24 protein-coding genes and 1 pseudogene are annotated in these 21,302 nt (G+C 69.2%); 5 read left to right on the top strand and 20 right to left on the bottom strand.

Annotated features, from left to right (window positions below):
* Positions 1-50: 50 nt before the first annotated feature.
* The 4 genes from AC07NX_RS05610 to AC07NX_RS05595 all read right to left on the bottom strand — a co-directional run bounded on the left by AC07NX_RS05610 (position 51) and on the right by AC07NX_RS05595 (position 2,242).
* Positions 51-1,553, bottom strand: a complete 1,503-nt coding sequence (locus tag AC07NX_RS05610; protein WP_494639859.1) for a GDL motif peptide-associated radical SAM/SPASM maturase — start codon at positions 1,551-1,553, stop codon at positions 51-53.
* Between the two features lie 92 nt (positions 1,554-1,645).
* Positions 1,646-1,822, bottom strand: a complete 177-nt coding sequence (locus AC07NX_RS05605) for a DUF1843 domain-containing protein (protein ID WP_081942498.1) — start codon at positions 1,820-1,822, stop codon at positions 1,646-1,648.
* Positions 1,823-1,863: 41 nt separating this feature from the next.
* Positions 1,864-2,040, bottom strand: coding sequence for a DUF1843 domain-containing protein (locus AC07NX_RS05600; RefSeq protein ID WP_494639856.1), 177 nt, complete (start codon positions 2,038-2,040; stop codon positions 1,864-1,866).
* 31 nt (positions 2,041-2,071) lie between these two features.
* Positions 2,072-2,242, bottom strand: a complete 171-nt coding sequence (locus AC07NX_RS05595) for a DUF1843 domain-containing protein (protein ID WP_081942490.1) — start codon at positions 2,240-2,242, stop codon at positions 2,072-2,074.
* Between the two features lie 286 nt (positions 2,243-2,528).
* On the opposite strand from AC07NX_RS05595, the gene AC07NX_RS05590 reads away from it, so the two are divergent.
* Positions 2,529-3,200 carry a class I SAM-dependent methyltransferase gene (locus tag AC07NX_RS05590; RefSeq protein ID WP_494639854.1) on the top strand — a complete coding sequence of 224 codons (672 nt, stop codon included), beginning with the start codon at positions 2,529-2,531 and terminating at the stop codon, positions 3,198-3,200.
* Between the two features lie 98 nt (positions 3,201-3,298).
* On the opposite strand, the gene sseA is transcribed toward AC07NX_RS05590, so the two are convergent.
* The 6 genes from sseA to AC07NX_RS05560 form a co-directional block, all read right to left on the bottom strand.
* Positions 3,299-4,174, bottom strand: a complete 876-nt coding sequence (gene sseA, locus AC07NX_RS05585) for a 3-mercaptopyruvate sulfurtransferase (protein ID WP_494639852.1) — start codon at positions 4,172-4,174, stop codon at positions 3,299-3,301.
* Between the two features lie 117 nt (positions 4,175-4,291).
* Complete coding sequence (locus AC07NX_RS05580; RefSeq protein WP_494639850.1) at positions 4,292-4,864, bottom strand: N-acetylmuramoyl-L-alanine amidase; 573 nt, start codon at positions 4,862-4,864, stop codon at positions 4,292-4,294.
* 105 nt (positions 4,865-4,969) lie between these two features.
* Complete coding sequence (locus tag AC07NX_RS05575) at positions 4,970-5,968, bottom strand: cysteine synthase A (RefSeq protein ID WP_494639848.1); 999 nt, start codon at positions 5,966-5,968, stop codon at positions 4,970-4,972.
* A 104-nt stretch (positions 5,969-6,072) separates the two neighbouring features.
* Entirely contained in the window at positions 6,073-6,354 is a 282-nt protein-coding gene (locus tag AC07NX_RS05570) for a hypothetical protein (RefSeq protein ID WP_035075225.1), read from the bottom strand.
* An 85-nt stretch (positions 6,355-6,439) separates the two neighbouring features.
* A complete protein-coding gene (locus tag AC07NX_RS05565) occupies positions 6,440-7,675 on the bottom strand; it encodes a class I SAM-dependent methyltransferase (RefSeq protein WP_494639845.1) in 1,236 nt (411 codons plus the stop codon).
* A 69-nt stretch (positions 7,676-7,744) separates the two neighbouring features.
* Positions 7,745-9,202 carry a cryptochrome/photolyase family protein gene (locus AC07NX_RS05560; protein WP_494639843.1) on the bottom strand — a complete coding sequence of 486 codons (1,458 nt, stop codon included), beginning with the start codon at positions 9,200-9,202 and terminating at the stop codon, positions 7,745-7,747.
* Between the two features lie 62 nt (positions 9,203-9,264).
* On the opposite strand from AC07NX_RS05560, the gene rfaD reads away from it, so the two are divergent.
* Entirely contained in the window at positions 9,265-10,266 is a 1,002-nt protein-coding gene (rfaD, locus tag AC07NX_RS05555) for an ADP-glyceromanno-heptose 6-epimerase (RefSeq protein ID WP_494639841.1), read from the top strand.
* Here rfaD and AC07NX_RS05550 read toward each other — a convergent pair.
* The 3 genes from AC07NX_RS05550 to AC07NX_RS05540 all read right to left on the bottom strand — a co-directional run bounded on the left by AC07NX_RS05550 (position 10,257) and on the right by AC07NX_RS05540 (position 11,641).
* Positions 10,257-10,916, bottom strand: a complete 660-nt coding sequence (locus AC07NX_RS05550; RefSeq protein ID WP_494639839.1) for a hypothetical protein — start codon at positions 10,914-10,916, stop codon at positions 10,257-10,259. The genes rfaD and AC07NX_RS05550 overlap by 10 nt on opposite strands.
* Before the next feature lie 87 nt (positions 10,917-11,003).
* A complete protein-coding gene (locus AC07NX_RS05545; protein ID WP_494639837.1) occupies positions 11,004-11,390 on the bottom strand; it encodes a type II toxin-antitoxin system VapC family toxin in 387 nt (128 codons plus the stop codon).
* Entirely contained in the window at positions 11,387-11,641 is a 255-nt protein-coding gene (locus tag AC07NX_RS05540) for a type II toxin-antitoxin system VapB family antitoxin (RefSeq protein WP_494639835.1), read from the bottom strand. Before AC07NX_RS05540 ends, AC07NX_RS05545 begins: the two co-directional genes overlap by 4 nt.
* Before the next feature lie 149 nt (positions 11,642-11,790).
* Here AC07NX_RS05540 and AC07NX_RS05535 point away from each other — a divergent pair, with 149 nt between their 5' ends.
* Positions 11,791-12,924: a DUF3089 domain-containing protein gene (locus tag AC07NX_RS05535; RefSeq protein ID WP_494639833.1), complete on the top strand. Its 1,134-nt coding sequence runs from the start codon at positions 11,791-11,793 to the stop codon at positions 12,922-12,924.
* 5 nt (positions 12,925-12,929) lie between these two features.
* Here the strand turns inward: AC07NX_RS05535 and recG are convergent, their stop codons facing one another.
* The 5 genes from recG to tcyJ form a co-directional block, all read right to left on the bottom strand.
* A complete protein-coding gene (recG, locus tag AC07NX_RS05530) occupies positions 12,930-15,005 on the bottom strand; it encodes an ATP-dependent DNA helicase RecG (protein ID WP_494639831.1) in 2,076 nt (691 codons plus the stop codon).
* 156 nt (positions 15,006-15,161) lie between these two features.
* Positions 15,162-15,464, bottom strand: coding sequence for a hypothetical protein (locus tag AC07NX_RS05525; RefSeq protein ID WP_019847494.1), 303 nt, complete (start codon positions 15,462-15,464; stop codon positions 15,162-15,164).
* 62 nt (positions 15,465-15,526) lie between these two features.
* The gene (locus tag AC07NX_RS05520) at positions 15,527-16,282 is read right to left on the bottom strand and encodes an amino acid ABC transporter ATP-binding protein (protein WP_494639829.1); all 756 of its coding nucleotides are present in this window, start codon (positions 16,280-16,282) and stop codon (positions 15,527-15,529) included.
* Positions 16,279-16,935: a cystine ABC transporter permease gene (tcyL, locus tag AC07NX_RS05515; protein ID WP_494639827.1), complete on the bottom strand. Its 657-nt coding sequence runs from the start codon at positions 16,933-16,935 to the stop codon at positions 16,279-16,281. Before tcyL ends, AC07NX_RS05520 begins: the two co-directional genes overlap by 4 nt.
* 139 nt (positions 16,936-17,074) lie before the next feature.
* Positions 17,075-17,869: a cystine ABC transporter substrate-binding protein gene (gene tcyJ / locus AC07NX_RS05510; protein ID WP_494639826.1), complete on the bottom strand. Its 795-nt coding sequence runs from the start codon at positions 17,867-17,869 to the stop codon at positions 17,075-17,077.
* 170 nt (positions 17,870-18,039) lie between these two features.
* Between tcyJ and AC07NX_RS05505 the strand changes: the two genes are divergently transcribed.
* Positions 18,040-19,224, top strand: coding sequence for a M48 family metalloprotease (locus tag AC07NX_RS05505; protein ID WP_494639825.1), 1,185 nt, complete (start codon positions 18,040-18,042; stop codon positions 19,222-19,224).
* On the opposite strand, the pseudogene AC07NX_RS05500 reads toward AC07NX_RS05505, so the two are convergent.
* Both AC07NX_RS05500 and AC07NX_RS05495 read right to left on the bottom strand, forming a co-directional pair.
* Positions 19,222-19,337: pseudogene (locus AC07NX_RS05500) on the bottom strand (hypothetical protein); the annotation flags it as partial. The gene AC07NX_RS05505 and the pseudogene AC07NX_RS05500 sit on opposite strands and share 3 nt — an antisense overlap.
* Positions 19,338-19,340: 3 nt before the next feature.
* A complete protein-coding gene (locus AC07NX_RS05495; RefSeq protein WP_494639823.1) occupies positions 19,341-20,456 on the bottom strand; it encodes a beta-ketoacyl-ACP synthase III in 1,116 nt (371 codons plus the stop codon).
* 311 nt (positions 20,457-20,767) lie between these two features.
* Between AC07NX_RS05495 and AC07NX_RS05490 the strand changes: the two genes are divergently transcribed.
* Positions 20,768-21,301 carry a porin family protein gene (locus AC07NX_RS05490; RefSeq protein WP_494639821.1) on the top strand — a complete coding sequence of 178 codons (534 nt, stop codon included), beginning with the start codon at positions 20,768-20,770 and terminating at the stop codon, positions 21,299-21,301.
* Position 21,302: the final 1 nt, after the last annotated feature.

Below are 21,302 nucleotides of genomic sequence, written 5' to 3'. Positions count from 1 at the left end.
AGGGACAGGTTCCCGGAACATGCCCCGGGGACCTGTCCCCGACGGGTATCCTAGGTCGCCACCGCGCCCAGCCGGCCCAGAACCCGCGTGGCCTCGGCGATCAGGGCGCGGCGGCGTTCGGTGTCGGTCCTGAACTGGGCCTCGGCCTCGGCGACGTCGGCCTGGCAGTGGGGGCAGGTCAGTTCGTGCGGCCAGATGTAGCCGGCGCAGGCTCGGCAGGGCTTGAGGCTGGGCGGCAGGGCGCCGCCGGCCGCCGAGCGCTGGCGGGGCGCGACATGCACCGCGGCCGGGTCGCGTTGGGGCAGGGGCGTGGCCTGCACGCCGGGAATGGCTTCGGTGATCAGGGCGAACTCGCCGACCGCGAAGCTCTCGGGCGGGGCTTCCTTGATCTTGACCACCCGCTCGCGCAGGCCGTGCTTGGCCAGGTCCAGGGCGCGGTAGTGGCAATAGGGGTTGTTGCCGCGCTTGCCCAGCAGCGATTCCGAAGTCCAGGTGCAGCCCGCCCGGCAGACGTCGGCGTAGTAGCAGGTGCGGCAATAGCCCCACAGCTCCTCGACGTCGCGCAGGCGGCCGAAGCGCATCTTCTCGCCGTGGCGCCAGATGTCGGCCACGGTCATGTCCCGGACATTGCCGGCGGCGTAGAGCGAGGTGGCCAGGGACGGGCAGCCCTTGATCGTGCCGTCGGCCTCGATACCGATGCCGGTCTGGCCGGCCGAGCAGCCGTTCCAGTGATCGGTGTCGTCGCCGAACCCGCGCCAGATGTGCTCGTAGGGACCGAAATAGCCGATGTTGTTGCCCACCACCATCAGCAGGCCCCGGGCCTCGCCCTCGCGGTACAGCCGGGCCAGCAGGGGCATGACCTCCAGCAGCTTGTAGGGCTGGAGCAGCAGTTCGGGGTTGTCGACGGCGTTGCCCATGGCGACCGTCAGCTGGATCTGCCAGTGGGTGGCGCCGGCCGCGATGATGCGGTCCATCAGCTCGGGCAGGTGCTCGGCCGTCTCGGCCCCGATCTGGGTGTTGACCGACACGGCCAGGCCCCGGGCCTTGGCGCGCCTGAGGGCGTCGATCGCCTGGTCGTAGGAGCCGGGCACGCCGCGCACCCGGTCGTGCAGCTCGGGCAGGCCGTCGATCGACACGCCCACGCCCTGCAGCCCCGCCTCGGCGGCCTCGTCCAGGCGCTTGTCGGTCAGGTTTCGGGCCCCGGTCTGGATGCCGGTGCGGATGCCGTGGGCGCGGCTGCGCCGGATCAGCTCGATCCAGTCGCGGCGCAGATAGGCCTCGCCGCCGATCAGGGTCAGCTCGCGCGTGCCCAGGGCGGCCAGGTGGTCGATCAGCTCCAGGGCCTCGGCGGTGGTCAGCTCGTCCGACCGGGGCCGGCCGGCCCGCGAGCCGCAATGCTGACACTTGAGATTGCAGGCCAGGGTGACTTCCCAGACCACATGGACGGGCACCAGCTCGGTGTAGTCGCGCTCCAGCCGGTAGCGGACCGGCTTGCCAGCGGGCGGCGCGGCGGGCGTCCGCGCGCCGGAGTCCAGCGAGATCGCGTCCGTCATCGTGTCGATCCTTCAGGGGCGCAAGGCGGGAAAGGGAGCGGGACGCGCCGCCGTGGGGCCGCGCGTCCCGCGGGAGGAAGGCTGGCCGGGCGTCAGCGGCCGCGTTCCAGCTTGGCGATCTCGACCTTCAGCAGGGCCAGGAGGGCGGGGATGTCGCCGTATTCCCTCAGGTGGGCCTCGGCCTGGTCGTGCAGGCGCTGCAGCTCGGCCAGGTCGCCCTTGGCGATGCCGTCGGTGATGGCTTGTCCGTACAGAATGACGATGGCCATGGTCATGACCTCCGATGAGAAGGGTTGAGGGGCGACCGCGGTTAGCCGCGGCCTTTTTCGAGCTTGGCGATCTCGACCTTCAGCACCGCCAGCAGGGCGGGGATGTCGCCGTACTCCTGCAGGTGGGCTTCGGCGGCGGCCTCGGCCTCCTTCAGGCGGGCCAGATCGCCCGAGGCGATCGCGTCGGTCACGGCGACGCCGTAGGGTTTGATGCTCATGGGATTTCCTCCGTTTCTGGTGGGCGGGCGATCAGCGGTTCAGCTTGGCGATCTCGACCTTGAGCTGCGTCAGCAGGGCGCCGACGTCGCCGTGTTCCTCGAGATGGGACTCGGCCAGGGTTTGCAGCTTGCGCAGTTGGTCCAGGTCGCCGCCGGCGATGGCTTCGGTGATGGCTTGTCCGTAGAGGGGGACGGGCGTCATGGGAGGCTCCGGGGCTGGGGTGAGCCGAGCGCGCGGCAGGCGTAGTCCTCCCGGCGCGAGGCGTCGGGACTCCGATCCAGTCCAGCGGGCGTTCGGCGTACGATTGAGGCGATAGGCGGGCACTGGCGATGTCGCGCTGCGGCCGATCACGCCGCGGCGGAGAAAGATCGCGATCCTTCTCCTGTCCCGAACGTTCAGGGAAAGTGGCGATTTTGTCAACTCACGGGTGTATGGAGATTTTATGATAGCATAGCGATTGTATCGTCTCTGGGGTCTGGAGCCGCCCATGCACGCGATCGAAGGCGAGTTGGACGTCGATGCGAACGCCGCGCGGCGGCTGGTCCAGGCCCTGGACCGCGCGGACGGGCCGATCATCGACGCCGCGCTCGACGCGGCCCTGGGCCTGGAGGTCGCGGCGACGGAGGCGCGGCTCGACACCCTGAGCCTGCTGGACCGGCACGGCGTCCAGCGTTTCGACCAGGGCGACCTGGCCTATGACGTGGTGCGGGCCTTCTACCGCGCCCTCCGGCCGGAGATCGCGGCGCGCCCGGGCCCGAGGTTGCTGGACCTGGGCAGCGGCTACGGGCGGATTGGACTCTATGGCGGCTTGCGGCACGGCCTTACGGCCCACGGGCTGGAGCTGGTGGTCGAGCGGGCGAACGCGGCGGCGCGCGCGGCGCGGGCCTTGGGCCTGACCCGGGTGACCTTCGCGGCCGGCGACCTGCTGACGGCGCCCTGGCCGCCGGCAGACGTCTACTGCATGATGAACGCCGTGCTGCCCAGGCTGCTGCCCCCCGTGCTGGCGCGGCTGGAGGACGAGGCGCGGCGTCGGCGGATCGTGGTGGCCTCGGTCTCGACCAGCAACCGCGCCTTCGCCCAGGCGGCCTGGCTGCGCGCCCTGCCGGTCGCCGCGCAGGGCCTGGCGGGGCGCGAGCTGCGATTGTGGGAGTCGGTCTAGAGCCCCGGCCTGATTGCATCAGGGCGTGGCTCTAGAGATTTGTTTTAACGCATTTTCTTTACGCGAACCGGAATCCACTTCGCTCGAAAATGCTCTAGCTAGACCGCCGCCGCCGGCCCGGTCGCCACCGGGACGTCCTCGCGACCGCCCCATTCGGTCCACGAGCCGTCATAGACCGCCGCCCGGGGCCGGCCGAGCCGGGCCAGGGCCAGGGCGACCACGGAGGCGGTGATGCCCGAGCCGCAGGTGGTGGCGATCGGCCGGTTGATGTCGACCCCGGCGGCCTCGAACACGGCCTCCAACCTGTCCGCCGGCAGCAGGGTTCCGTCGGGGGCCAGCAGGGCCGACAGCGGCACGTTGCGCGAGCCGGGGATGTGGCCGCCGCGCAGGCCGGCCCGGGGCTCGGGATCGCGGCCCTCGAACCGGCCGGCGGCGCGGGCGTCGATCACCTGTTCGCGGCCCCGGTCTTCAGGCGATTTCTCCAGGTTGCGCTTCATCTGGTCCAGCGAGCGGACGATGTCGGCCTGGTAGCGCGGGGTGAAGTGGCGTTCCTGCGGGACGACGGCCAGGTCGTCGACTGGACGGCCCTCGGCGATCCACTTGGGCAGGCCGCCGTCCAGCACCACCACGTCCTCGTGGCCCATGGCGCGGAATTCCCACCAGACCCGGGCGGCGGGCAGGATGCCGCTGGTGTCGTAGACCACGATCCGGGAGCCGTCGCCCAGCCCCAGCTTCTTGACCCGCGAGGCGAACTTGATCGGCGAGGGCAGCATGTGCGGCAGGTCGGAGGTCTCGTCGGCGATGTCGTCAATGTCGAAGAACACCGCCCCCGGGATGTGGACCCGGTCGTACTCGGTCCGCGGGTCGCGCTGGGCGGCGGGCATGTGCCAGGACCCGTCGACCACGCGGACGTCGGGCGCGTCGAGGTGCTCGGCCAGCCAGGCGGTCGAGACGAGCGGATCGGTATGGGTCATGACGAAGCCTTTCGGGGTCTGACTCGCCCCTTCGAGAAGGCGGGCAAGATCACGCGATCGGCGTTGGGGGGCAAGCCGTCGAGCCTGCCTTTCCGCATTCCCACAGTCCGGGGAAAACTAGGGATGGGCCTCGTGCAGCGAGTGCTCCTTGGCCTCCTGGACCATCTTCTCCTGCACGCGCTGGATGACGTCGAGCTTCTTGACGTTCTTGCCCGGGCAGGCATGGGTCGTGGCGGGGTCCTCGCGGTGCAGCTTCATGCTGGCGGGGTCCAGGCCCAGCACGGCCGACAGGGTGGCCATGGCCGCGACGGCGTTGTCGCGCACCGCCGCCCCGCGGCCGCTGTCGAAGAGATCCTTGTCGTAGTCGCCCAGCATCTCCAGGCCCAGGGCGATGCTGTTCCAGCTGGGCGAATGGACGCCCGAGACCGTCAGGGCCGTGAACACCCAGATCTGCTTGTCGTCGATGAACAGGTGCGGCCCCGCGCTCCATTTCTGCTTGTCGCGATAATAGCCTTCGAGATTGGCGATATGGGTCTGGGTGAAGCCCTGCGGCCTCTGGGCCAGCGACGGTACGCCGGTATTGTGCAAGGCGATGAACTTCGGCCGCCAGGCCGACCAGGTCAAAGCCTCGCAGTAGGTTTCGAACGACTCTGGCGAAAAGCTCTTGCCGACAATACCTTTCCAAGCCATCAGGCCCTCCCGGTGCGACTTGGCGTGATCCTGCACCGGACGGTTGAGTTCCGCAACTTTTTGGTCAGTTCGCGCGCGACGCCCGCATGGCGGGTCACCGCCGCTCTACATCCAGGGCGGGGTCGGCAGGCCCTTTTCGGCCAGGAAGGCGGGGTTGAACAGCTTGCTCTGGTAGCGCGAGCCGTGGTCGCACAGGATGGTCACGATGGTGTGGCCCGGACCCATGGCCCTGGCCATGCGCACCGCCCCGGCGACATTTATGCCCGTCGAACCGCCCAGGCACAGGCCCTCGTGCTGCACCAGGTCGAAGACCTGCTCCAGCATCTCCTCGTCGCTGATCCGGAACGGATGGTCGATCGCCAGGCCTTCGAGATTGGCGGTGATCCGGCCCTGGCCGATGCCCTCGCTGATCGAGGTTCCTTCCGACTTCAGCTCGCCGTCGGCGTACCAGCTGTACAGCGACGCGCCGTGCGGGTCGGCCAGGCCGATCTTCACCGACGGCTTGCGAGCGCGCAAAGCAGCGGCGACGCCGGCCAGGGTGCCGCCCGAGCCGATGGCGCAGATGAAGCCGTCCACCTTGCCGTCGGTCTGCTCGAAGATCTCCGGGCCGGTGGTCTCGAAATGGGCCTGGCGGTTGGCGACATTGTCGAACTGGTTGGCCCAGATCGCGCCGTTCGGCTCGGTCCGGGCCAGTTCCTCGGCCAGGCGGCCGGAATAGCGGACATAGTTGTCGGGGTTGGAGTAGGGCACGGCGTCCACCTCGACCAGCTCGGCGCCGAGCAGGCGGATGGCGTCCTTCTTCTCCTGGCTCTGGGTGCGCGGGATGACGATGGTGGTCTTGTAGCCCAGGGCCGAGGCGACCATGGCCAGGCCGATGCCGGTGTTGCCGGCCGTGCCCTCGACGATCCGGCCGCCGGGCCGCAGCAGGCCCCTGGCCTCCGCGTCGCGGATGATGCCCAGGGCCGCGCGGTCCTTGACCGACTGGCCGGGGTTCATGAACTCGGCCTTGCCGAGAATCTCGCAGCCGGTCGCCTCGCTGGCGCGGTTGAGGCGGATCAGCGGCGTGTCGCCGATAGCGTCGAGGACGCTGGTCTTTACGGTCATCTCTTCGGTCCGGCCGGTCGGGAGGTCGGTAGGGTAGATCGTGATGCGCGGCCCTCAGGCAAGGCCAGTTTTCCTGAAGGCGGCCTTGGCGGTTTAGCGCGGGTTCAATCGACCCGCTGGGTGATGATCACGTTCAGTAGCGCCAGGGAGCCGTTCACCGAGGCGGCCGCGCACCAGGCGCCGTGCAGGCCCTCCACCTCGACCAGGTGGTTCTCGATGGCGTCGATCATGATGCCCTCGGCCACGGGGAAGGACGCGTCGCCCAGCAGTTGCTCGTCCTCCAGTTCCTTGCACCAGGCGGCGACCGCGTCGGTGGCGGTCGCGGCGTCGAACTGGGTGATGTAGGTGCCGCCGTGGAAATCCAGGACCAGGGTGTAGAGGTTCATCGGGCCGACCTCGGGACGCGCTCGCGGACTGTACGCACACCGAAGGTCGGGATGCAGGGCCTGGTTCGCCAGGTCCGAGCCCTCATTAGACCCTGGAAAGGCCCAGCTGGATCACATTGGTGCGTTCGGTGCGGAAGCCGGCCTCGCAATAGCTGAGATAGAACCGCCACAGGCGACGGAACCGCTCGTCGAAGCCCAGGCCCTTGATGTCATCCCAGGCCGCCTCGAACCGCGTGGCCCACTCGGCCAGGGTGTCGGCGTAGTTCTGGCCGAAGCGGCTGATCCCCGTCCAGGCCAGGCCGGCGGCGGCCGTCTCCTGCTTCAGGCGGGCTTCGCTGGGCAGCATGCCGCCCGGGAAGACGTAGCGCTGGATGAAGTCGGTGTGGCCGCGATAGCGAGCGAACAGCTCGTCGCGGATGGTGATGATCTGCAGGCCGGCCCGGCCGCCCGGCGACAGGACCTCACGGATCTTGCCGAAGTAGGTGGGCCAGTACTCCTCGCCGACCGCCTCGAACATCTCGATCGAGGCGACGCTGTCGAACTGGCCCTGGACGTCGCGGTAGTCGATCAGCCGGATCTGCGCCTTCTCGGCCAGGCCCTGGTCGAACAGTCGCTTTTTCGCGAAGTCGTGCTGGGCCTGGGAGATGGTCACGCCGGTCACCTTGGCGCCGATCTCCTTGGCCGCGAACTCGGCGAAGCCGCCCCAGCCGCAGCCGATCTCCAGCACGTGCTGGCCGGGCTTCAGGTCGATCGACCGGGCCAGGGCCGCGTACTTGGCGTGCTGGGCCTGGTCCAGCGGCTGGCCGGGCGTTTCGTACAGGGCCGAGGAATAGGTCATGCTGGGGTCGAGCCAGCGGGAATAGAAGGCGTTGCCCAGGTCGTAGTGGGCGTGGATGTTCCGCCGGGAGCCCACGCGATCGTTCCGGTGGAAGAGGTGGTACAGCTTGTTGACCGCCTGCATCACCGGATTGCCGCGCACCAGGGCCGTCAGCCGGTCGAAGTTCAGCGAGAAAGCCTCCAGCACGACCGACAGGTCGGGCGTGTCCCACTCGCCGGCCATGTAGCCTTCGGCGAAGCCGATGTCCCCCGAGGCCAGGGCCCGGCGGATGAACCGGTAGTCGTGGATGCGGATCACCGCGTCCGGACCCGGCGTCTTGCCGACGATGCGCAGCGGCTTGCCAGACGGCAGGACGAAGGTCAGGTCGCCGACCGCCCAGTTCTCCACGGCGACGCGAAGGGCGGTGCGGAAGGCGGCCGGGGCGCGACGCAGCTCGGGGTCGCGGGCGGTGGCCGGCCAGGTCGCAGGCAGGATATCGGTCATCGACGCTCCCATCCCTAACTTGATGACGAAAGTTAAGAACCCTCGGAACCGACCTGTAAATGGGGAGCGCTATCCGGGGCCGCGAGAAACCTGGTCTCCCCTGAGGCCGTGATAGGCCTCGAGGGCGCGCGCGCGGGCCGCCGGATGTCCCACGATCGGTTCTTCGTAGATACGCCTGGCGGTGGCGCCGAGTTGCGCCGAGGCCTTCCACGGCTCGTGGATCACGGCGTCGGGCAGGGCCGCCAGTTCGGGAACCCAGCGGCGGACATAGGCGCCGGCGGGGTCGAATTTCTGGCCTTGGGCGATGGGGTTGAAGATTCGGAAATAGGGGGCGGCGTCGGCGCCGCTGCCGGCGACCCACTGCCAGTTGGCGACGTTGTTGGCCAGATCGGCGTCGACCAGCGTGTCCCAGAACCAGGCCTCGCCCGCTCGCCAGTCGATCAGCAGATGCTTGACCAGGAACGAGGCGGCGATCATCCGCACGCGGTTGTGCATGAAGCCGGTGGCCCACAGCTCGCGCAGGCCGGCGTCGACGATCGGATAGCCGGTCTCGCCCCGGGTCCAGGCCTCGAAGGCGGCGTCGTCGCGCCTCCAGGGAAAGCCGTCGAACTCGGGCCGGAAGTTCGCCTTGGGCAGGTCCGGATTGTGGAACAGGATCGAATGGTTGAATTCCCGCCAGCCAATCTCGGACAGGAACGCCTCGACGGGGGCGGCGGGGGCGTCGCCCGCTTCGGCGGCGTTGCGGGCCGCGACCCAGACCTGGCGGGGACCGATCTCGCCGAAATGCAGGTGCGGCGACAGGCGGGAGGTCGCCTCCACGCCGGGCAGGTCGCGCCGGCGGCCGTAATGCTCGACAGGACCGGACAGAAAGTCGTCCAGCCGTTCGGCCGCGCCGGCCTCGCCGGGCGTCCACAGGTCGAAGTCCCCGGACCAGTCCGGCCGGGTCGGGTGCAGGCTCCAGCTTTCGAGCGCTTCGCCGCGCGGCCAGCGTTCCGGGACGGGCAGGGCCTTGGGGGCGGGCTCGACCTGAACGTGATGGAGTTGGTCCCGCGCGGCGCGCCAGTAGGGCGTGAAGACCTTGTAGGGCTGGCCAGAGCCGTTCCTCACCGTCCAGGGCTCGTTCAGCAGCCCGGCGTTGAAGCTCTCGCAGGCGACCCCTTCGTCTTTCAGCCAGGCCTTGAGGGCGCTGTCGCGGTCGATTGCGGCGGCGTCATAGAGCCGGTTCCAGACCACGGCCGCCGGCTTGGCCGGGGCAACCAAGTCCTCCAGCACCGCCCGCGCCGGGCCGCGCCGCAGGATCAGCCGCGAGCCGATCGCCTCCAGCGAGGCGGCCAGGGCCGCCAGCGACTTGTCCAGCCACCACAGCGAGGCGGCGCCCATCGGCCGCACGCCGGGCGTCTCGTCCAGGATGTAGAGCGGGATCACCGGCTGTCCCGTGGCCGCGGCGGCGGCGAGGGCGGGGTTGTCGGCCAGGCGCAGGTCGTTGCGCAGCCAGACGATGACAGGGCCGTCCCGATCGATCCGCACGGTCACTCCGAGGTCTGGCCCAATGGCTTGCTCCATCCGCCCCCTGTGCCATAACGCCCTGCATGTCCAGACGCGTCATCCTCGTCACCGGCGGCGCCGGGTTCATCGGCTCCAACATCGTGGCCAAGCTGTGCGAGGACGACAGCCTCGACATCGTGGTCTGCGACTGGCTGGGCGAGGCCGCGCAGAACAAGTGGAAGAACCTGGCCAAGTCGCCGATCGCCGATTTCGTTCCGCCGGAGGACCTGTTCGAGTGGCTGGCCGAGCGCGGCGACGAGGTCGAGCTGGTGATCCACATGGGCGCGATCTCCTCGACCACCGAGCCGGACGCCGACCTGATCGTGGAGTCCAACTTCGTGCTGTCGCGCGACCTGTGGCGGTGGTGCGCCCTGCACAAGCGACGGCTGATCTATGCGTCTTCCGCCGCCACCTACGGCGACGGCCTGCAAGGCTTCGACGGCAAGGACGACCTGGAGAGCCTGAAGGCCCTGCGACCGCTGAACGCCTATGGCTGGTCCAAGGCGCTGCTCGACCTCTACGCCGTGCGCGAGGCCGCCCGCGGCCACGCCCCGGCCCAGTGGGTAGGGTTGAAGTTCTTCAACGTCTACGGCCCCAACGAGGACCACAAGGGCGGCATGAAATCGGTGGTCTGCCAGATCTGGCCCAAGGTGGCGGCGGGCGAGGGCGTGCGGCTGTTCAAGTCGCACCATCCCGACTACGAGGACGGCGGCCAGCTGCGCGACTTCGTCTATGTGCGCGACGTGGCCGACGTGGTCGCCTGGCTGGTCAAGAGCCCGCACGTCAACGGGGTCTACAACCTCGGCTCGGGCAAGGCCCGCTCGTTCAAGGCCCTGGCGGAGGCGACCTTCCGCGCCATCGGCCGCGAGCCCGACATCGACTATTTCGACATGCCCGAAGTGCTGCGCGGCAAGTACCAGTACTTCACGGAGGCCGACATGAGCCGCCTGCGCGCCGCCGGCTACAACGCGCCGATGACCTCGCTGGAAGACGGCGTCGAGGACTATGTCTGCGGGTTCCTGAACACGGATGATCCTTATCGGTAGTCCAGGCAGGCGTTGAACGACCTGGGGCCGGACCAGTTGGAGTGGATGGGATCGTAGGGCGTCGAAGCTCTCCAGCCTTCGCCATCCCGGCGCAGCTGGATGGTCTTGCTCTTTCCCGCCCGTTTCGAGGTCGCGCGGTTTTCCACATAGGGCGCCAGCGCGGGGCGCCCCATCCAGCCGGGAACATCCCTGAACTCGGTCAAGACTTCGGCGTAGCGGATGCAGAATGGACCGTAGGGATGGGGCGGCGCGATGCTGATGATCTTGGTCAAGACTTCCCGCCCGTAGCAGAAGGTTCCACGGCTCTGGTAGGCTGCTGTGTCCGTGATCCGATAGAAGCGACGATGGGCGCCGTCGGACGTATCGCGCGCCAGCAGGCCCAGATCGGCCATCTGCTCCAAAGCGTCGACCACCTGCCGCCGGTCAGGCAGGTTCAGTTCGCCATGGTCGACTACATAGACCGGATGGTCCGGGCTGCTTCCGCCGTCGATGGGCGCCTTGATGCAAGCGACCGGCCTGAGCAGCAGGTATTCCGAGATCCCATAGTCCATGCCTTGCGGATAAGGCGATTGCGCCGCGCCAAGGGAGGGCGGGCTGAGAGTGACGATGCTGGATGCGATCAGCATCGCCAGCCGTTCTATGCGAACCATGTCCTTGCCCCCCCAATGCTCTTTTTCAACCTAGCGCTGTTTTCGGGAGCCGGGGCTCAAATTTTCTCAGGCCAAGCCAGGCGGCAGTCAGACCGCCCGCCGTACGTCGGTGACGGCGAAGTCTTTGCCCTTGAACAGCAGCGGCAGGTCGCGCGACTTGGCCAGGGCGTAGCTGAAGCAGTCGCCGTAGTTCAGGCCGTGAGCGCCTTGTCCAAAGGTTCGGTAGGCCGTCTGGGCGACATCGGCGAGGACCCCGTCGAACGCCACCGTCGTCAGGTTCAGGGCGGCGACGAGGTCCGTCAACTCGGCCGCGCGCGCGGGGCCGTGGCGGCGGCTGGCGACGATGAAGGCCTCCAGGCGCGTCGGCGCGGCGATCAGCGCGGTTTCCGTCTTGAGGATCGCGTCGAGAAGAGCTTCGGCGTCAGGCTCGCCCTGAAAGATCGCGATCAGGGCCGAGGTGTCGACCACGATCACTTCGGCAAGCCGTCCTGGTCGTACAGCAGGGCGTCGTCGGAGCCTTCCCGCAGCACGGGCGAGGCCCTGACCCTGGCCTGGATCGCCCGGATCCGCGCCAGCCGCGCGGCCAGGGCTTCCGGCGCCGTCGGCGTGCGATCGAGTTCGGCGCGCAACGCCCGCGTGACCACGTCGGTCAGGGTCAGTCCCGTCCGCTCCGCCAACTGGCGGGCTAGGCGGTCGGCTTCTTCGCTGCGGATGTACAGGCTCATGGCCCTGTATATACATCCGATCAATACCGCCTCCAAGCCGCGCCACGATCGGGAGCGCCGCCATGGCAAAGGGCGTCGCCTTCGGCTGTCGCGCTCAAGGGGCGCCGGGCCGTCTCGCGCGACGCGGCGGGTTCGTGTAACCAGGGCCCATGGCCGACCGGTTCAAGGGTTTCAAGCGCTGGATCTTCGCGGGGGCGGTGCTGTTCCTGACGCTGGTCCTGTCGGCGGCGTTCTACTGGCGCTACGACATCCTGCGCACCACCCTCGACCCCAAGGTGCCGTTCCAGACCTATGAGCCGCCGCCAGCTCCCGACTACGCCCGGCCGAACGCCTGGGCGCTGCTGCCCCAGCGCGGCGTCGGGAGCCGGGGCGCGGCCGACGTCTTCTTCGTCCACCCCACCAGCTATGACGGCGGCCGCGACTGGAACGCGCCGTTCGACCAGCCCAAGGCAGCGCGCGACCTGGCCCGGGTGATGCTGCCCAACTACGCCGCCCCGTTCGCGCGGGTCGGGCGGATCTTCGCTCCCCACTATCGCCAGGCCAGCCTCTACACCTTCCTGACGCTGCGCGACGACGCCCGCGACGCCCGGCGCTTCGCCTATGACGACGTCCGCGCCGCCTTCCGCCACTATCTCGAACACGACAACCGCGGGCGGCCGATCGTGCTCGTCGGGGTGGAGCAGGGCGGCATCCTGGCCGAGCGGTTGCTGAGCGAGGAGATCGCGCCGAACGCGGCGCTGCGCGGCCGCCTGGCCGGGGCCTATCTGATCGAGACCGTGGTCCCGGCCGACGAGTTCGGTCCGGGCGCGCCGGTGCCGGCCTGCGCGGGCCGCGACCAGGCCGGCTGCCTGGTCGCCTGGGCCTCGATGGTCGACGGCGACTTCCAGCAGGCCCAGGCACTGACCAACCGCTCCCTGGTCTGGAACGCCGGCGGCGAGCTGGTCACGCTGGACGGCCGTCCGCCGCTCTGCGTCAACCCGCTGCTGGGCGCGCGCAACGAGATCCGCGCGCCGGCCAGGCTGAACCTCGGCGCCGCCAACGCCACGGGCCTGGAATGGGGCGCTCGGCCGGCCCTGCTCAAGCGCCAGGTCTGGGCCCAGTGCGAGGACGGCCTGCTGCACACCGGCCGCCCGAAATCGACCTCGCTGCGCGACAGCGGCTCGTGGACCGACCGCCGCAAGGTTGACGGCTTCAACCTGTTCTGGGCCGACATCGAGGCGGACGCCCTGGCGCGGGTGGCGGCGCTGAAGCGGCGGGGGCCGGTTCCGCAGGCGTCCAGCTAGGCTGCTCAACCCGCGTCGTTGAGCGGCGAGGCGGCCTTCCAGTCGAACAGTTCCTGCAGGGTCCGCACGGCCAGGCCGCGCGGCGAGCTCAGGTCCGGGTCGCGGGCCAGGATCAGCCGGGCGTCGTCGGCGGCCACGGCGATCAGGTCGCGGTGGGCGACGGGATCGGCCAGCTTGTAGGCAGGAAAGCCGCTCTGCTTCAGCCCCAGCGGATCGCCGCCGCCCCGCAGTTCCAGGTCTTTCTCTGCGATCTCGAAGCCGTCGTCGCTGCGCCGCAGGATATCCAGCCGCTGCTGGGCGGTTTCCGACAACGGCGGGTCATAGAGCAGCACGCACGAACTCTCGCGCGCCCCGCGGCCGACGCGGCCGCGAAGCTGGTGAAGCTGGGCCAGGCCGAAGCGGTCGGCGTGTTCGATGACCATGATGCTGGCGTTGGGGACATTGACCCCGACCTCGACCACGGTGGTGGCGACCAGGACCGAGACCTTGCCGTCCACGAAATCGGCCATCACCGCATCCTTCTCGGCGGCGGCCATCTGGCCGTGGACCAGGCCGACGCTGGGGCCGATGGCTTGGCGCAGGGACGCGGCGCGCTGCTCGGCGTCGCGCAGGTCGATCTTCTCGGACTCCGAGACCAGCGGGCAGATCCAGAAGGCCTGGGCGCCGGCCTGGGCGGCCGCCTTCAGCCGCTCGATGATCTCGGGAATGCGCGGGGTGGGGGCGGCGCGGGTGGCGACCGGCGTGCGGCCTGGCGGCTTCTCGTCGATGCGCGAGACGTCCAGGTCGCCGAACACCGTCAACTCCAGGGTGCGGGGGATCGGCGTGGCTGACATGGCGACCAGGTGCGCGCCCGCCCCCTTATCCTGCAGGCGCTTGCGTTCGTTGACGCCGAAGCGGTGCTGCTCGTCGATGATGGTCAGGCCCAGGGCCTGGAAGGCCACGTCGTCCTGGAACAGGGCGTGGGTGCCCACGGCCACGGCCGCCGACCCGTCGGCCAGCTTGGCCAGCTTCGAGGCCCGGACCGAGCCCTTGTCGCGGCCGGTGAGCAGGACGACCGCCAGGCCTTGCGCCTCCAGCGACGGCGCCAGGGTTTCGTAGTGCTGGCGGGCCAGGATCTCGGTCGGGGCCATCAGGGCCGACTGCAGGCCGCTGGAGGCGGCGTCGGCCATGGCCAGCATGGCCACCACCGTCTTGCCCGAACCGACGTCGCCCTGCAGCAGCCGGCCCATCCGCTCGCCGCTGGCCATGTCGCCGCGCACCTCGGACAGGGCGCGGATCTGGGCGCCGGTCAGCCTGAAGGGCAGGGCCTTCTCGACCGCGTCCGACAACGGACCGGCGACGATGCGCGGCGCCGGGTGCGAGCGCTTGCCGGCCTTGCGCTGGGCCAGGGCCAACTGGTGGGCCAGCAGTTCGTCATAGGCCAGGCGGCGGCGGGCGACCGACATCGGCGACAGGTCGGTCTCGGCTTGCGGGCCATGGACCAGGGCCAGGGCCTCGCGCCAGGCCGGGAAGCCGCTCCTGTCCAGCCAGGCCGGGTCCTGCCACTCGGGCAGGGCGGCGGCGCGCTCCAGGGCCTCCTGGGCGAACTTGCGGAAGGTGCGAGAGGGCAGGCCGGCGGTGGCGGGATAGACCGGCTCGACGGCCGGGATGTCGCTGGCCTTGTCGGCGTCCAGCAGGTAGTCGGGGTGCGCGACCTGGATCTCGCTGCCGTAGCGCTCGACCTTGCCGCTGGCGGCCCGTCTCGCGCCCACCGGATGCTGGCGCTCCAGGTGCGGCCCGTGGCCCTTGAACCAGGTCAGGGTGACGAAGCCGTGCTCGTCCCAGGCGCGGATCCGCCAGGGCTGGCCCGGGCGCTGGGGCGGCAGGTGGGCGTCTATGGTGACCAGGAAGGTCTGGACCTGGCCGTCGACGGCCCGGTCCGAGGTGGTGACCGTGCGGCGGATCAGGCCTTGCGGCAGGGTGAACAGCACGTCGCGGACGATCGGGCCCGCCAGGCGCTCGACCAGCGGCGCGACGCGCGGCCCCACACCCTTCAGCGTGGAGACCGGCGTGAACAGCGGAAAGAGAATCTCGGGGCGCATGCGGCTCCCACCATAGCGAAGCCCGCGACGGATGTGGACGCCGCGATGTTCTCTTTTCGTGCCGCCTGGCGATTTCGAGGAAAGCTCGACCGTAGAAGGCCGAGCGGATCCCGGGGGCGCGCTTGCGTCGCCCCTCGGAAATCCGGAGGCGAGGCGCTACTCGCCCTTGTTCATGGCCGGATTCAGCGCGGCCAGGATGTCCTGCAGCTCGTCCGAGCGCGAGGCGCCCGAGACGTTCAGGCGGGTGTAGAGATACTCGGCCTTGTGCTTCATCGCGGCTTCGGGGAAGCGATTGGCGGCCCCGTGCAGGTTGTTGGCCTCGCCGGCGTAGACGACGGTTCCGGTGGCGTCCACGAAGACGAAATTGCCAGCGATCGTCGTCCGAGGATCGCGATCCTCGGCCAGCTTGTAACGGTAGACGGCGCCCGATGCGCCTTGCAGATCGATATAGGGTTTCACTGGACCTCGCCTCACAGCACACGGCGTCGGCGGAGAGGAGGTGAGGGGCGCCGGAGGCCAAATTATGACCTTAGGCCACTCACCTTGCTGAGGAATCGCCGCGTACGCTCTTCCTTAGGCGAACCAAGCACTTCGGCGGAAGGGCCTTGTTCAATTATAACGCCGTCATCCATGAACAGCGTCCGATCGGCCACATCGCGGGCGAAGTCCATCTGGTGGGTGACGATCACCATGGTCCGCTTCTCGGCGGCCAGGTCGCGGATGACGGTCAGCACCTCGCCGACCAGTTCCGGATCGAGCGCCGAGGTCGGTTCGTCGAACAGGATGACCCCGGGATCCATGGCCAGGGCGCGGGCGATGGCGCAGCGTTGCTGCTGGCCGCCGGACAGTTCGCGGGGATAGGCGTCGATCCGATGGGCCAGGCCCACCTTGGTCAGCAGGGCCCGGGCCTTGGCGTGAGCGACGGCGGGTTTTTCGCCGCGCACCACGATCGGACCCTCGGCGACGTTCTCCAGGGCCGTGCGATGCGGGAACAGGTTGAAGCTCTGGAAGACGAAGCCAACGCGGCCCTTCAGGGCGCGGGCCAGGGGCGGCTTGGCGCCCGCCGTGACGCCCGCCACGGTCAGGGTCCCGCCGTCGGTGGCCTCCAGCCCCGCCAGGCAGCGCAGCAGGGTGCTCTTGCCCGAGCCGCTGGGGCCGATCACCGCGACGACCTCGCCGGGCGTCACCGTCAGGTCCACGCCGTTGAGCACGGTGGTGTCGCCGAAGCGCTTGACCAGGCCCCTGGCGTCGATGGCGCTCCCCTGGACTTCGGTCATCGGCGGCCCTCCGCCTGGCGTTCCAGCCGGGTCTGGCCCAGGGCCAGCAGGCTGGAGAGGATCCAGTAGAGGGCGGCGGCCGCCAGGTACATGGCGAAGATCTCGTAGGTGCGGGCGGTGATCAGCTGGGCCTGGCGGAACAGCTCGGGCACCTGGATCGTGGCGGCCAGGGAGGTGTCCTTGACCAGGCTGATGAAGCTGTTGGACAGCGGCGCGACGGCGGTGCGGGCGGCCTGGGGCAGGATCACCCGGCGCAGGGCCTGGCCCCGGCTCATGCCCAGCACGCTGGCGGCCTCCCACTGGCCCTTGTCGACGGCGGCGATGGCGCTGCGCAGGATCTCGCCGGCATAGGCCCCGATATTGATCGAAAAGCCGATCCCGGCCGCCAGCAGCGGCGGCAGCTGCACGCCCAGCTGCGGCAGGCCGTAATAGATCAGGAACAGCTGCACCAGCAGCGGCGTGCCCCGAATGGCCGAGACGTAGACGGCCGCCGGCCAGCGTAGGAATGGACTGCGCGACAGCCGCATCAGGGCCAAACCGAACCCGATCACCAGCCCCACGCCCATGCCGATCAGGCTGAGCAGCACGGTGTAGCCCGCGCCCTTCAGCAGCAGCGGGGCGGACTGGGCGACGAGGTCGAGGGCGGGGGTCATTCCCGTCCCCAAGCGTTGTCCTCCCGGAAGCCTCGCAGAGGCTGTCCGGGACCCAGGTGACTGGGCCAGCGCGGTGCAGTCGCCCCTGGGTCCCGGACAGCGCTATGCGCTTCCGGGATGACAACGGGGGAGCTGCGGATCACTTCGTCACGTCCTGCCCGAACCACTTGTTCGAGATCGCCGCCAGCTGGCCGTTGGCGCGCAGGGCGTCGATGGCCTCGTCGATGGTGACCTTCAGGGCCGGGTCGCGCAGCATGGCCACGCCCATGCCCTGGTTGGCGAAGGGCGGGCCGGAGGCGACGAAGTCGGGCGAGGTCTTGACGAAGTCGGCCGCCACCAGCCGGTCATTCAGCACCGCGTCGATGCGGCCGGCCTTCAGGTCCTGGTACTTGGTGGGGTCGTCGTCATAGGTGCGGACCACGGCCGTCGGCGCGTTGGCCCGCAGCCAGCTTTCGTAGTTGGTGCCCAGGCCCACGCCGACCTTCTTGCCCGCCAGGTCGGCCGGGGTAGCGATCCCCGCCTGGCCCTTGCGGACGATGATCTGGATGCCCGAGACGGTGTAGGGCCGCGAGAAGTCGTACTTGGCGGCGCGCTCGGGCGTGATCGTGATCTGGTTGATCACCACGTCGATGCGTTTGGACTCCAGCGCCCCCAGCAGGCCGGCGAACGGCGAGGGGTGGAACTCGGCCTTGACCTTCATCTGGGCGGCCAGGGCCTTGGCGAAGTCGACCTCGAAGCCGGCCAGCTGGCCGTCCTTGTCCTGGAAGTTGAACGGCGGATAGGTGCCTTCCAGCCCGATGCGCAGGGTCTTGGTCGCCTCGATCCGCTTGAGGCCGGTCTCGGCCACGTCGCCGGTCTTGCCGCCGCAGCCGGCCAGGGCGGTCGCGCTCAGGGCCAGGGCGATCAGGAGTTCACGACGAGCGGGGAATCGCATGCGAGCCTCGGAAGACGAAATCATTCGCGCATTTCTATACGCCCCGCGCGCCGCCGCCAGAGGCAAGCCTCGCCCTCGCGCTGTGGAACCCAACCTGACCGAGATTTAACCTGACGCCACACTTCGGTTCTGGCTTGCTGCGGGGCTCAATCGTTCGTCGGGGATTCCCATTGGCTCTGTTCGATCCGGCCGCCGCCACCGCCGCCTATCTGGCGCAACTGCCGCCGGAGGCCCACGCCAGGGCCACGGCCTATACGCAGGGCGGGCACTGGCTGCTGCTGTGGGGCTTCCTGGTCTCGGCCCTGGTCGCGTTCCTGATCGTGCGCAGCGGTGTGCTGGTGGGGCTGCGTCGCCGGCTGGAGCGGCGCAAGTCGAGGCCCGTGCTGGTCAGCCTGGTGGTCGGCGTCGTCTACCTCGTGATCGACAGTCTTCTGAGCCTGCCCTGGTCGATCTATGCCGACTGGCAGCGGCAGAAGTCGTACGGCCTGACCAGCCAGGCCTTCACCGGCTGGCTGGGCGAGCAGGCGATCGGCACGGCGATCGGCGCGGTGCTGTTCGGCCTGTTCCTGACGGCGCTGTACGCCCTGATCCGCAGGGCGCCGCGCACCTGGTGGCTGTGGAGCGGCGGGCTGACGGCGGTGTTCATCACCGTCATGATGGTGCTGGCCCCGATCTATATCGAGCCGATCTTCAACCAGTACACGCCCGCGCCGGCCGGACCGGTGCGCGACCAGGTCGTGGCCATGGCCAAGGCCAACGGCGTCCCGGCCGACAAGATCTTCGTCTACAACGGCTCCAAGCAGTCCAACGCCTACACCGCCAACGTCTCGGGCCTGTTCGGCTCGGCGCGGGTGGCGATGAGCGACACCATGTTCAAGCAGGGGGCGGATCTGGCCGAGGTGCGCGGCGTGGTCGGCCACGAGATGGGCCACTACGCCCACCACCACGCCCTGTGGATCGCCGGCGGGATGAGCCTCCTGGCCATCGTCGCCTTCTTCCTGGTCGACCGCCTGTTCGCGCCGGTGTCCGCCCTGATGGGCGCCGACACGGTCAGGGGCCTGGCCGACCCGGCCGGCCTGCCGATCCTGGCGGTGATCCTGGGCGTGCTGGGCCTTGTGGGCCAGCCGGTGACCAACAGCCTGATCCGCATCGCCGAGAGCGACGCCGACCACTACAGCCTCGTGCATTTCAACGAACCGGACGGCCTGTCCAAGGCCCTGGTCAAGACCATCGAGTACCGGGCGGCGACGCCCAGCCGCCTCGAGGAGGTGCTGTTCTACGACCACCCGGCGGTGGGTAACCGGATCCGCCGGGCAATGGACTGGAAGGCGGCGCATCCGAAGGCGGCGGACTAAACGCGGTGCGTCCTTCGAGGCCCGCTGCGCGGGCGCCTCAGGATGAGGAGCGTTGTAGCTCTGAAGTCCTCATCCTGAGGTGCGAGGCGTAGCCGAGCCTCGAAGGACGCAATGTGTTACCGCTTGCGCACGAACACCGTTCCCGCCGAATAGCCCGCGCCGAAGCTGCAGATCAGGCCGGTCTCGCCCGGGGCGAAGTCGTCGCTGGCGGTGTGGAAGGCGATGATCGAGCCGGCCGAGCTGGTGTTGGCGTAGGCGTCCAGGATGATCACGTTCTCGCCGGGCGCGGGGTCGCGGCCCAGCACCTTGCGCCCGATCATCTCGTTCATGTTGATGTTGGCCTGGTGCAGCCACAGGCGCTTGAGGCCCGTGGGATCGACGCCGATCTCGCCGGCGTGGTCGACGATCATCTCGCTGACCATCGGCACCACCTCGCGGAACACCTTGCGGCCCTCCTGCACGAACAGCTTGTCCTTGGCGCCGATCCCTTCGGGGGCCGTGCGGTTGAGGAAGCCGAAGTTGTTGCGGATGTTGTTGGAGAACTGGGTCTTCAGCCGCGCGCCCAGGATCTCCCAGCCGCCGGTCGCCTGGTCTTCGGCTTCCAGGATCACGGCCGTGGCCACGTCGCCGAAGATGAAGTGGCTGTCGCGGTCGGTGAAGTTCAGGTGTCCCGAGCAGATCTCGGGATTGACCATCAGCACGGCCTTGGCGCTGCCGGTGGCGATGAAGTCGGCGGCGGTCTTGATGCCGAAGGTCGCCGAGGAGCAGGCGACGTTCATGTCGAAGGCGAAACCCTCGATCCCCAGGGCCTGCTGGACCTCGATGGCCATGGCCGGATAGGCGCGCTGCATGTTCGAGGCCGCGCAGATCACCGCCCCGATCTCCGAGGCCGGCTTGCCCCAGCGTTCGATCGCCCGCCGGGCGGCCTCGACGGCCATCTCGGCCATGATCGAGATCTCTTCGTTGGGCCGTTCGGGCAGGATCGGCCGCATGACCTCGGGGTCGATGATCCCGGTCTTGTTCATCACGTAGCGGGCCTTGATGCCCGAGGCCTTCTCGATGAACTCGGGCGAGGAGGGGGCCAGGGCCGTGACCTCGCCGGCGGCGATCGCCTCGGCGTTGGCGGCGTTGAAGCGCTCGACATAGGTGTTGAAGGCTTCGACCAGCTCGGTGTTCGAAACGCTGAACGGCGGGGTGTACAGCCCCGTGGCGACGATGACGGCTTTAGGCAAGGCGGCGGTCCCGGTGACGCTGGCGCGCCCCCTCTCTGAAAAGGTGCGGGCGCGGCTTGGCTCTGTTGGTCGATCCATAGCACGCCTGAGGCGGGCGTCACCTTTCCCCGCGCGGCATCCGGGCCACACCTCGCGGCTTTCGGCGCCGGACACGGAACGATTTCGCGCCGCCACAATCGCCACGGACATGTCGAGATCGACACCCAATGGCCCCAAACGGGCGCGCCAGGGTCCCATCGCCGCCCCACGGCGCGCTTATCCAGGGCAGGTCGAGGCGCTCCCCCGCCTCGCCAGTGCCAAGGAGTACAACAATGAAAACTCTCATGACGGCGGCCGCCCTGGCCGCCCTTTCGGTCGCTGCTGTCCCCGCCCTGTCGCAAGCTCAGGACACCGGGGTCTATGGGACCCTCGGCTACGCCGGATCCCGCGCCGACGGCGCCGACACCGGCGCGGTGCAGGGCCGCCTGGGCGCCAAGCTGACCCCGCACTTCGGCGTCGAGGGTGAACTGTCCGGCGGCGTCAAGGACGACGACATCGACACCAACGGCGTGCGGTCCAACATCGAGCAGACCCACTCGGCCGCCGTCTACGGCGTGGGCTTCCTGCCGGTGACCCCGAAGATCGACCTGATCGGCCGGGTCGGCTACGGCAACACCCAGTTCAAGCAGACCCTGGCCGGGGTCGAGAGCAAGTTCGACGCCGACAGCGTCAATTACGGGGTCGGCGCCCAGTACAAGGTCGACGACAAGAACGGCGTGCGCCTCGACTACACGCGCCAGCAGTTCCGCGACAACGACGCGGCCGACGCCAACGTGGTGTCGGTGGGCTACGCTCGGAAGTTCTAGC

The sequence above is a fragment of the Caulobacter sp. GW821-FHT09A05 genome (assembly GCF_059418465.1).
This window is presented reverse-complemented; position numbering and strand designations above follow the sequence as displayed.

Bases quoted from the DNA above. Each gene is read 5' to 3' on its own strand.
- tcyL (WP_494639827.1), bottom strand. From the start codon at position 16,935: ATGACCCCCGCCCTCGACCTCGTCGCCCAGTCCGCCCCGCTGCTGCTG.
- rfaD (WP_494639841.1), top strand. From the start codon at position 9,265: ATGTCCAGACGCGTCATCCTCGTCACCGGCGGCGCCGGGTTCATCGGC.
- recG (WP_494639831.1), bottom strand. From the start codon at position 15,005: ATGCGCCCCGAGATTCTCTTTCCGCTGTTCACGCCGGTCTCCACGCTG.
- AC07NX_RS05550 (WP_494639839.1), bottom strand. From the start codon at position 10,916: ATGGTTCGCATAGAACGGCTGGCGATGCTGATCGCATCCAGCATCGTC.
- AC07NX_RS05590 (WP_494639854.1), top strand. From the start codon at position 2,529: ATGCACGCGATCGAAGGCGAGTTGGACGTCGATGCGAACGCCGCGCGG.
- AC07NX_RS05535 (WP_494639833.1), top strand. From the start codon at position 11,791: ATGGCCGACCGGTTCAAGGGTTTCAAGCGCTGGATCTTCGCGGGGGCG.
- AC07NX_RS05520 (WP_494639829.1), bottom strand. From the start codon at position 16,282: ATGACCGAAGTCCAGGGGAGCGCCATCGACGCCAGGGGCCTGGTCAAG.
- AC07NX_RS05565 (WP_494639845.1), bottom strand. From the start codon at position 7,675: ATGACCGATATCCTGCCTGCGACCTGGCCGGCCACCGCCCGCGACCCC.
- AC07NX_RS05490 (WP_494639821.1), top strand. From the start codon at position 20,768: ATGAAAACTCTCATGACGGCGGCCGCCCTGGCCGCCCTTTCGGTCGCT.
- AC07NX_RS05605 (WP_081942498.1), bottom strand. From the start codon at position 1,822: ATGGCCATCGTCATTCTGTACGGACAAGCCATCACCGACGGCATCGCC.
- AC07NX_RS05600 (WP_494639856.1), bottom strand. From the start codon at position 2,040: ATGAGCATCAAACCCTACGGCGTCGCCGTGACCGACGCGATCGCCTCG.
- AC07NX_RS05580 (WP_494639850.1), bottom strand. From the start codon at position 4,864: ATGGCTTGGAAAGGTATTGTCGGCAAGAGCTTTTCGCCAGAGTCGTTC.
- AC07NX_RS05570 (WP_035075225.1), bottom strand. From the start codon at position 6,354: ATGAACCTCTACACCCTGGTCCTGGATTTCCACGGCGGCACCTACATC.
- tcyJ (WP_494639826.1), bottom strand. From the start codon at position 17,869: ATGCGATTCCCCGCTCGTCGTGAACTCCTGATCGCCCTGGCCCTGAGC.
- AC07NX_RS05595 (WP_081942490.1), bottom strand. From the start codon at position 2,242: ATGACGCCCGTCCCCCTCTACGGACAAGCCATCACCGAAGCCATCGCC.
- AC07NX_RS05575 (WP_494639848.1), bottom strand. From the start codon at position 5,968: ATGACCGTAAAGACCAGCGTCCTCGACGCTATCGGCGACACGCCGCTG.
- AC07NX_RS05610 (WP_494639859.1), bottom strand. From the start codon at position 1,553: ATGACGGACGCGATCTCGCTGGACTCCGGCGCGCGGACGCCCGCCGCG.
- AC07NX_RS05540 (WP_494639835.1), bottom strand. From the start codon at position 11,641: ATGAGCCTGTACATCCGCAGCGAAGAAGCCGACCGCCTAGCCCGCCAG.
- sseA (WP_494639852.1), bottom strand. From the start codon at position 4,174: ATGACCCATACCGATCCGCTCGTCTCGACCGCCTGGCTGGCCGAGCAC.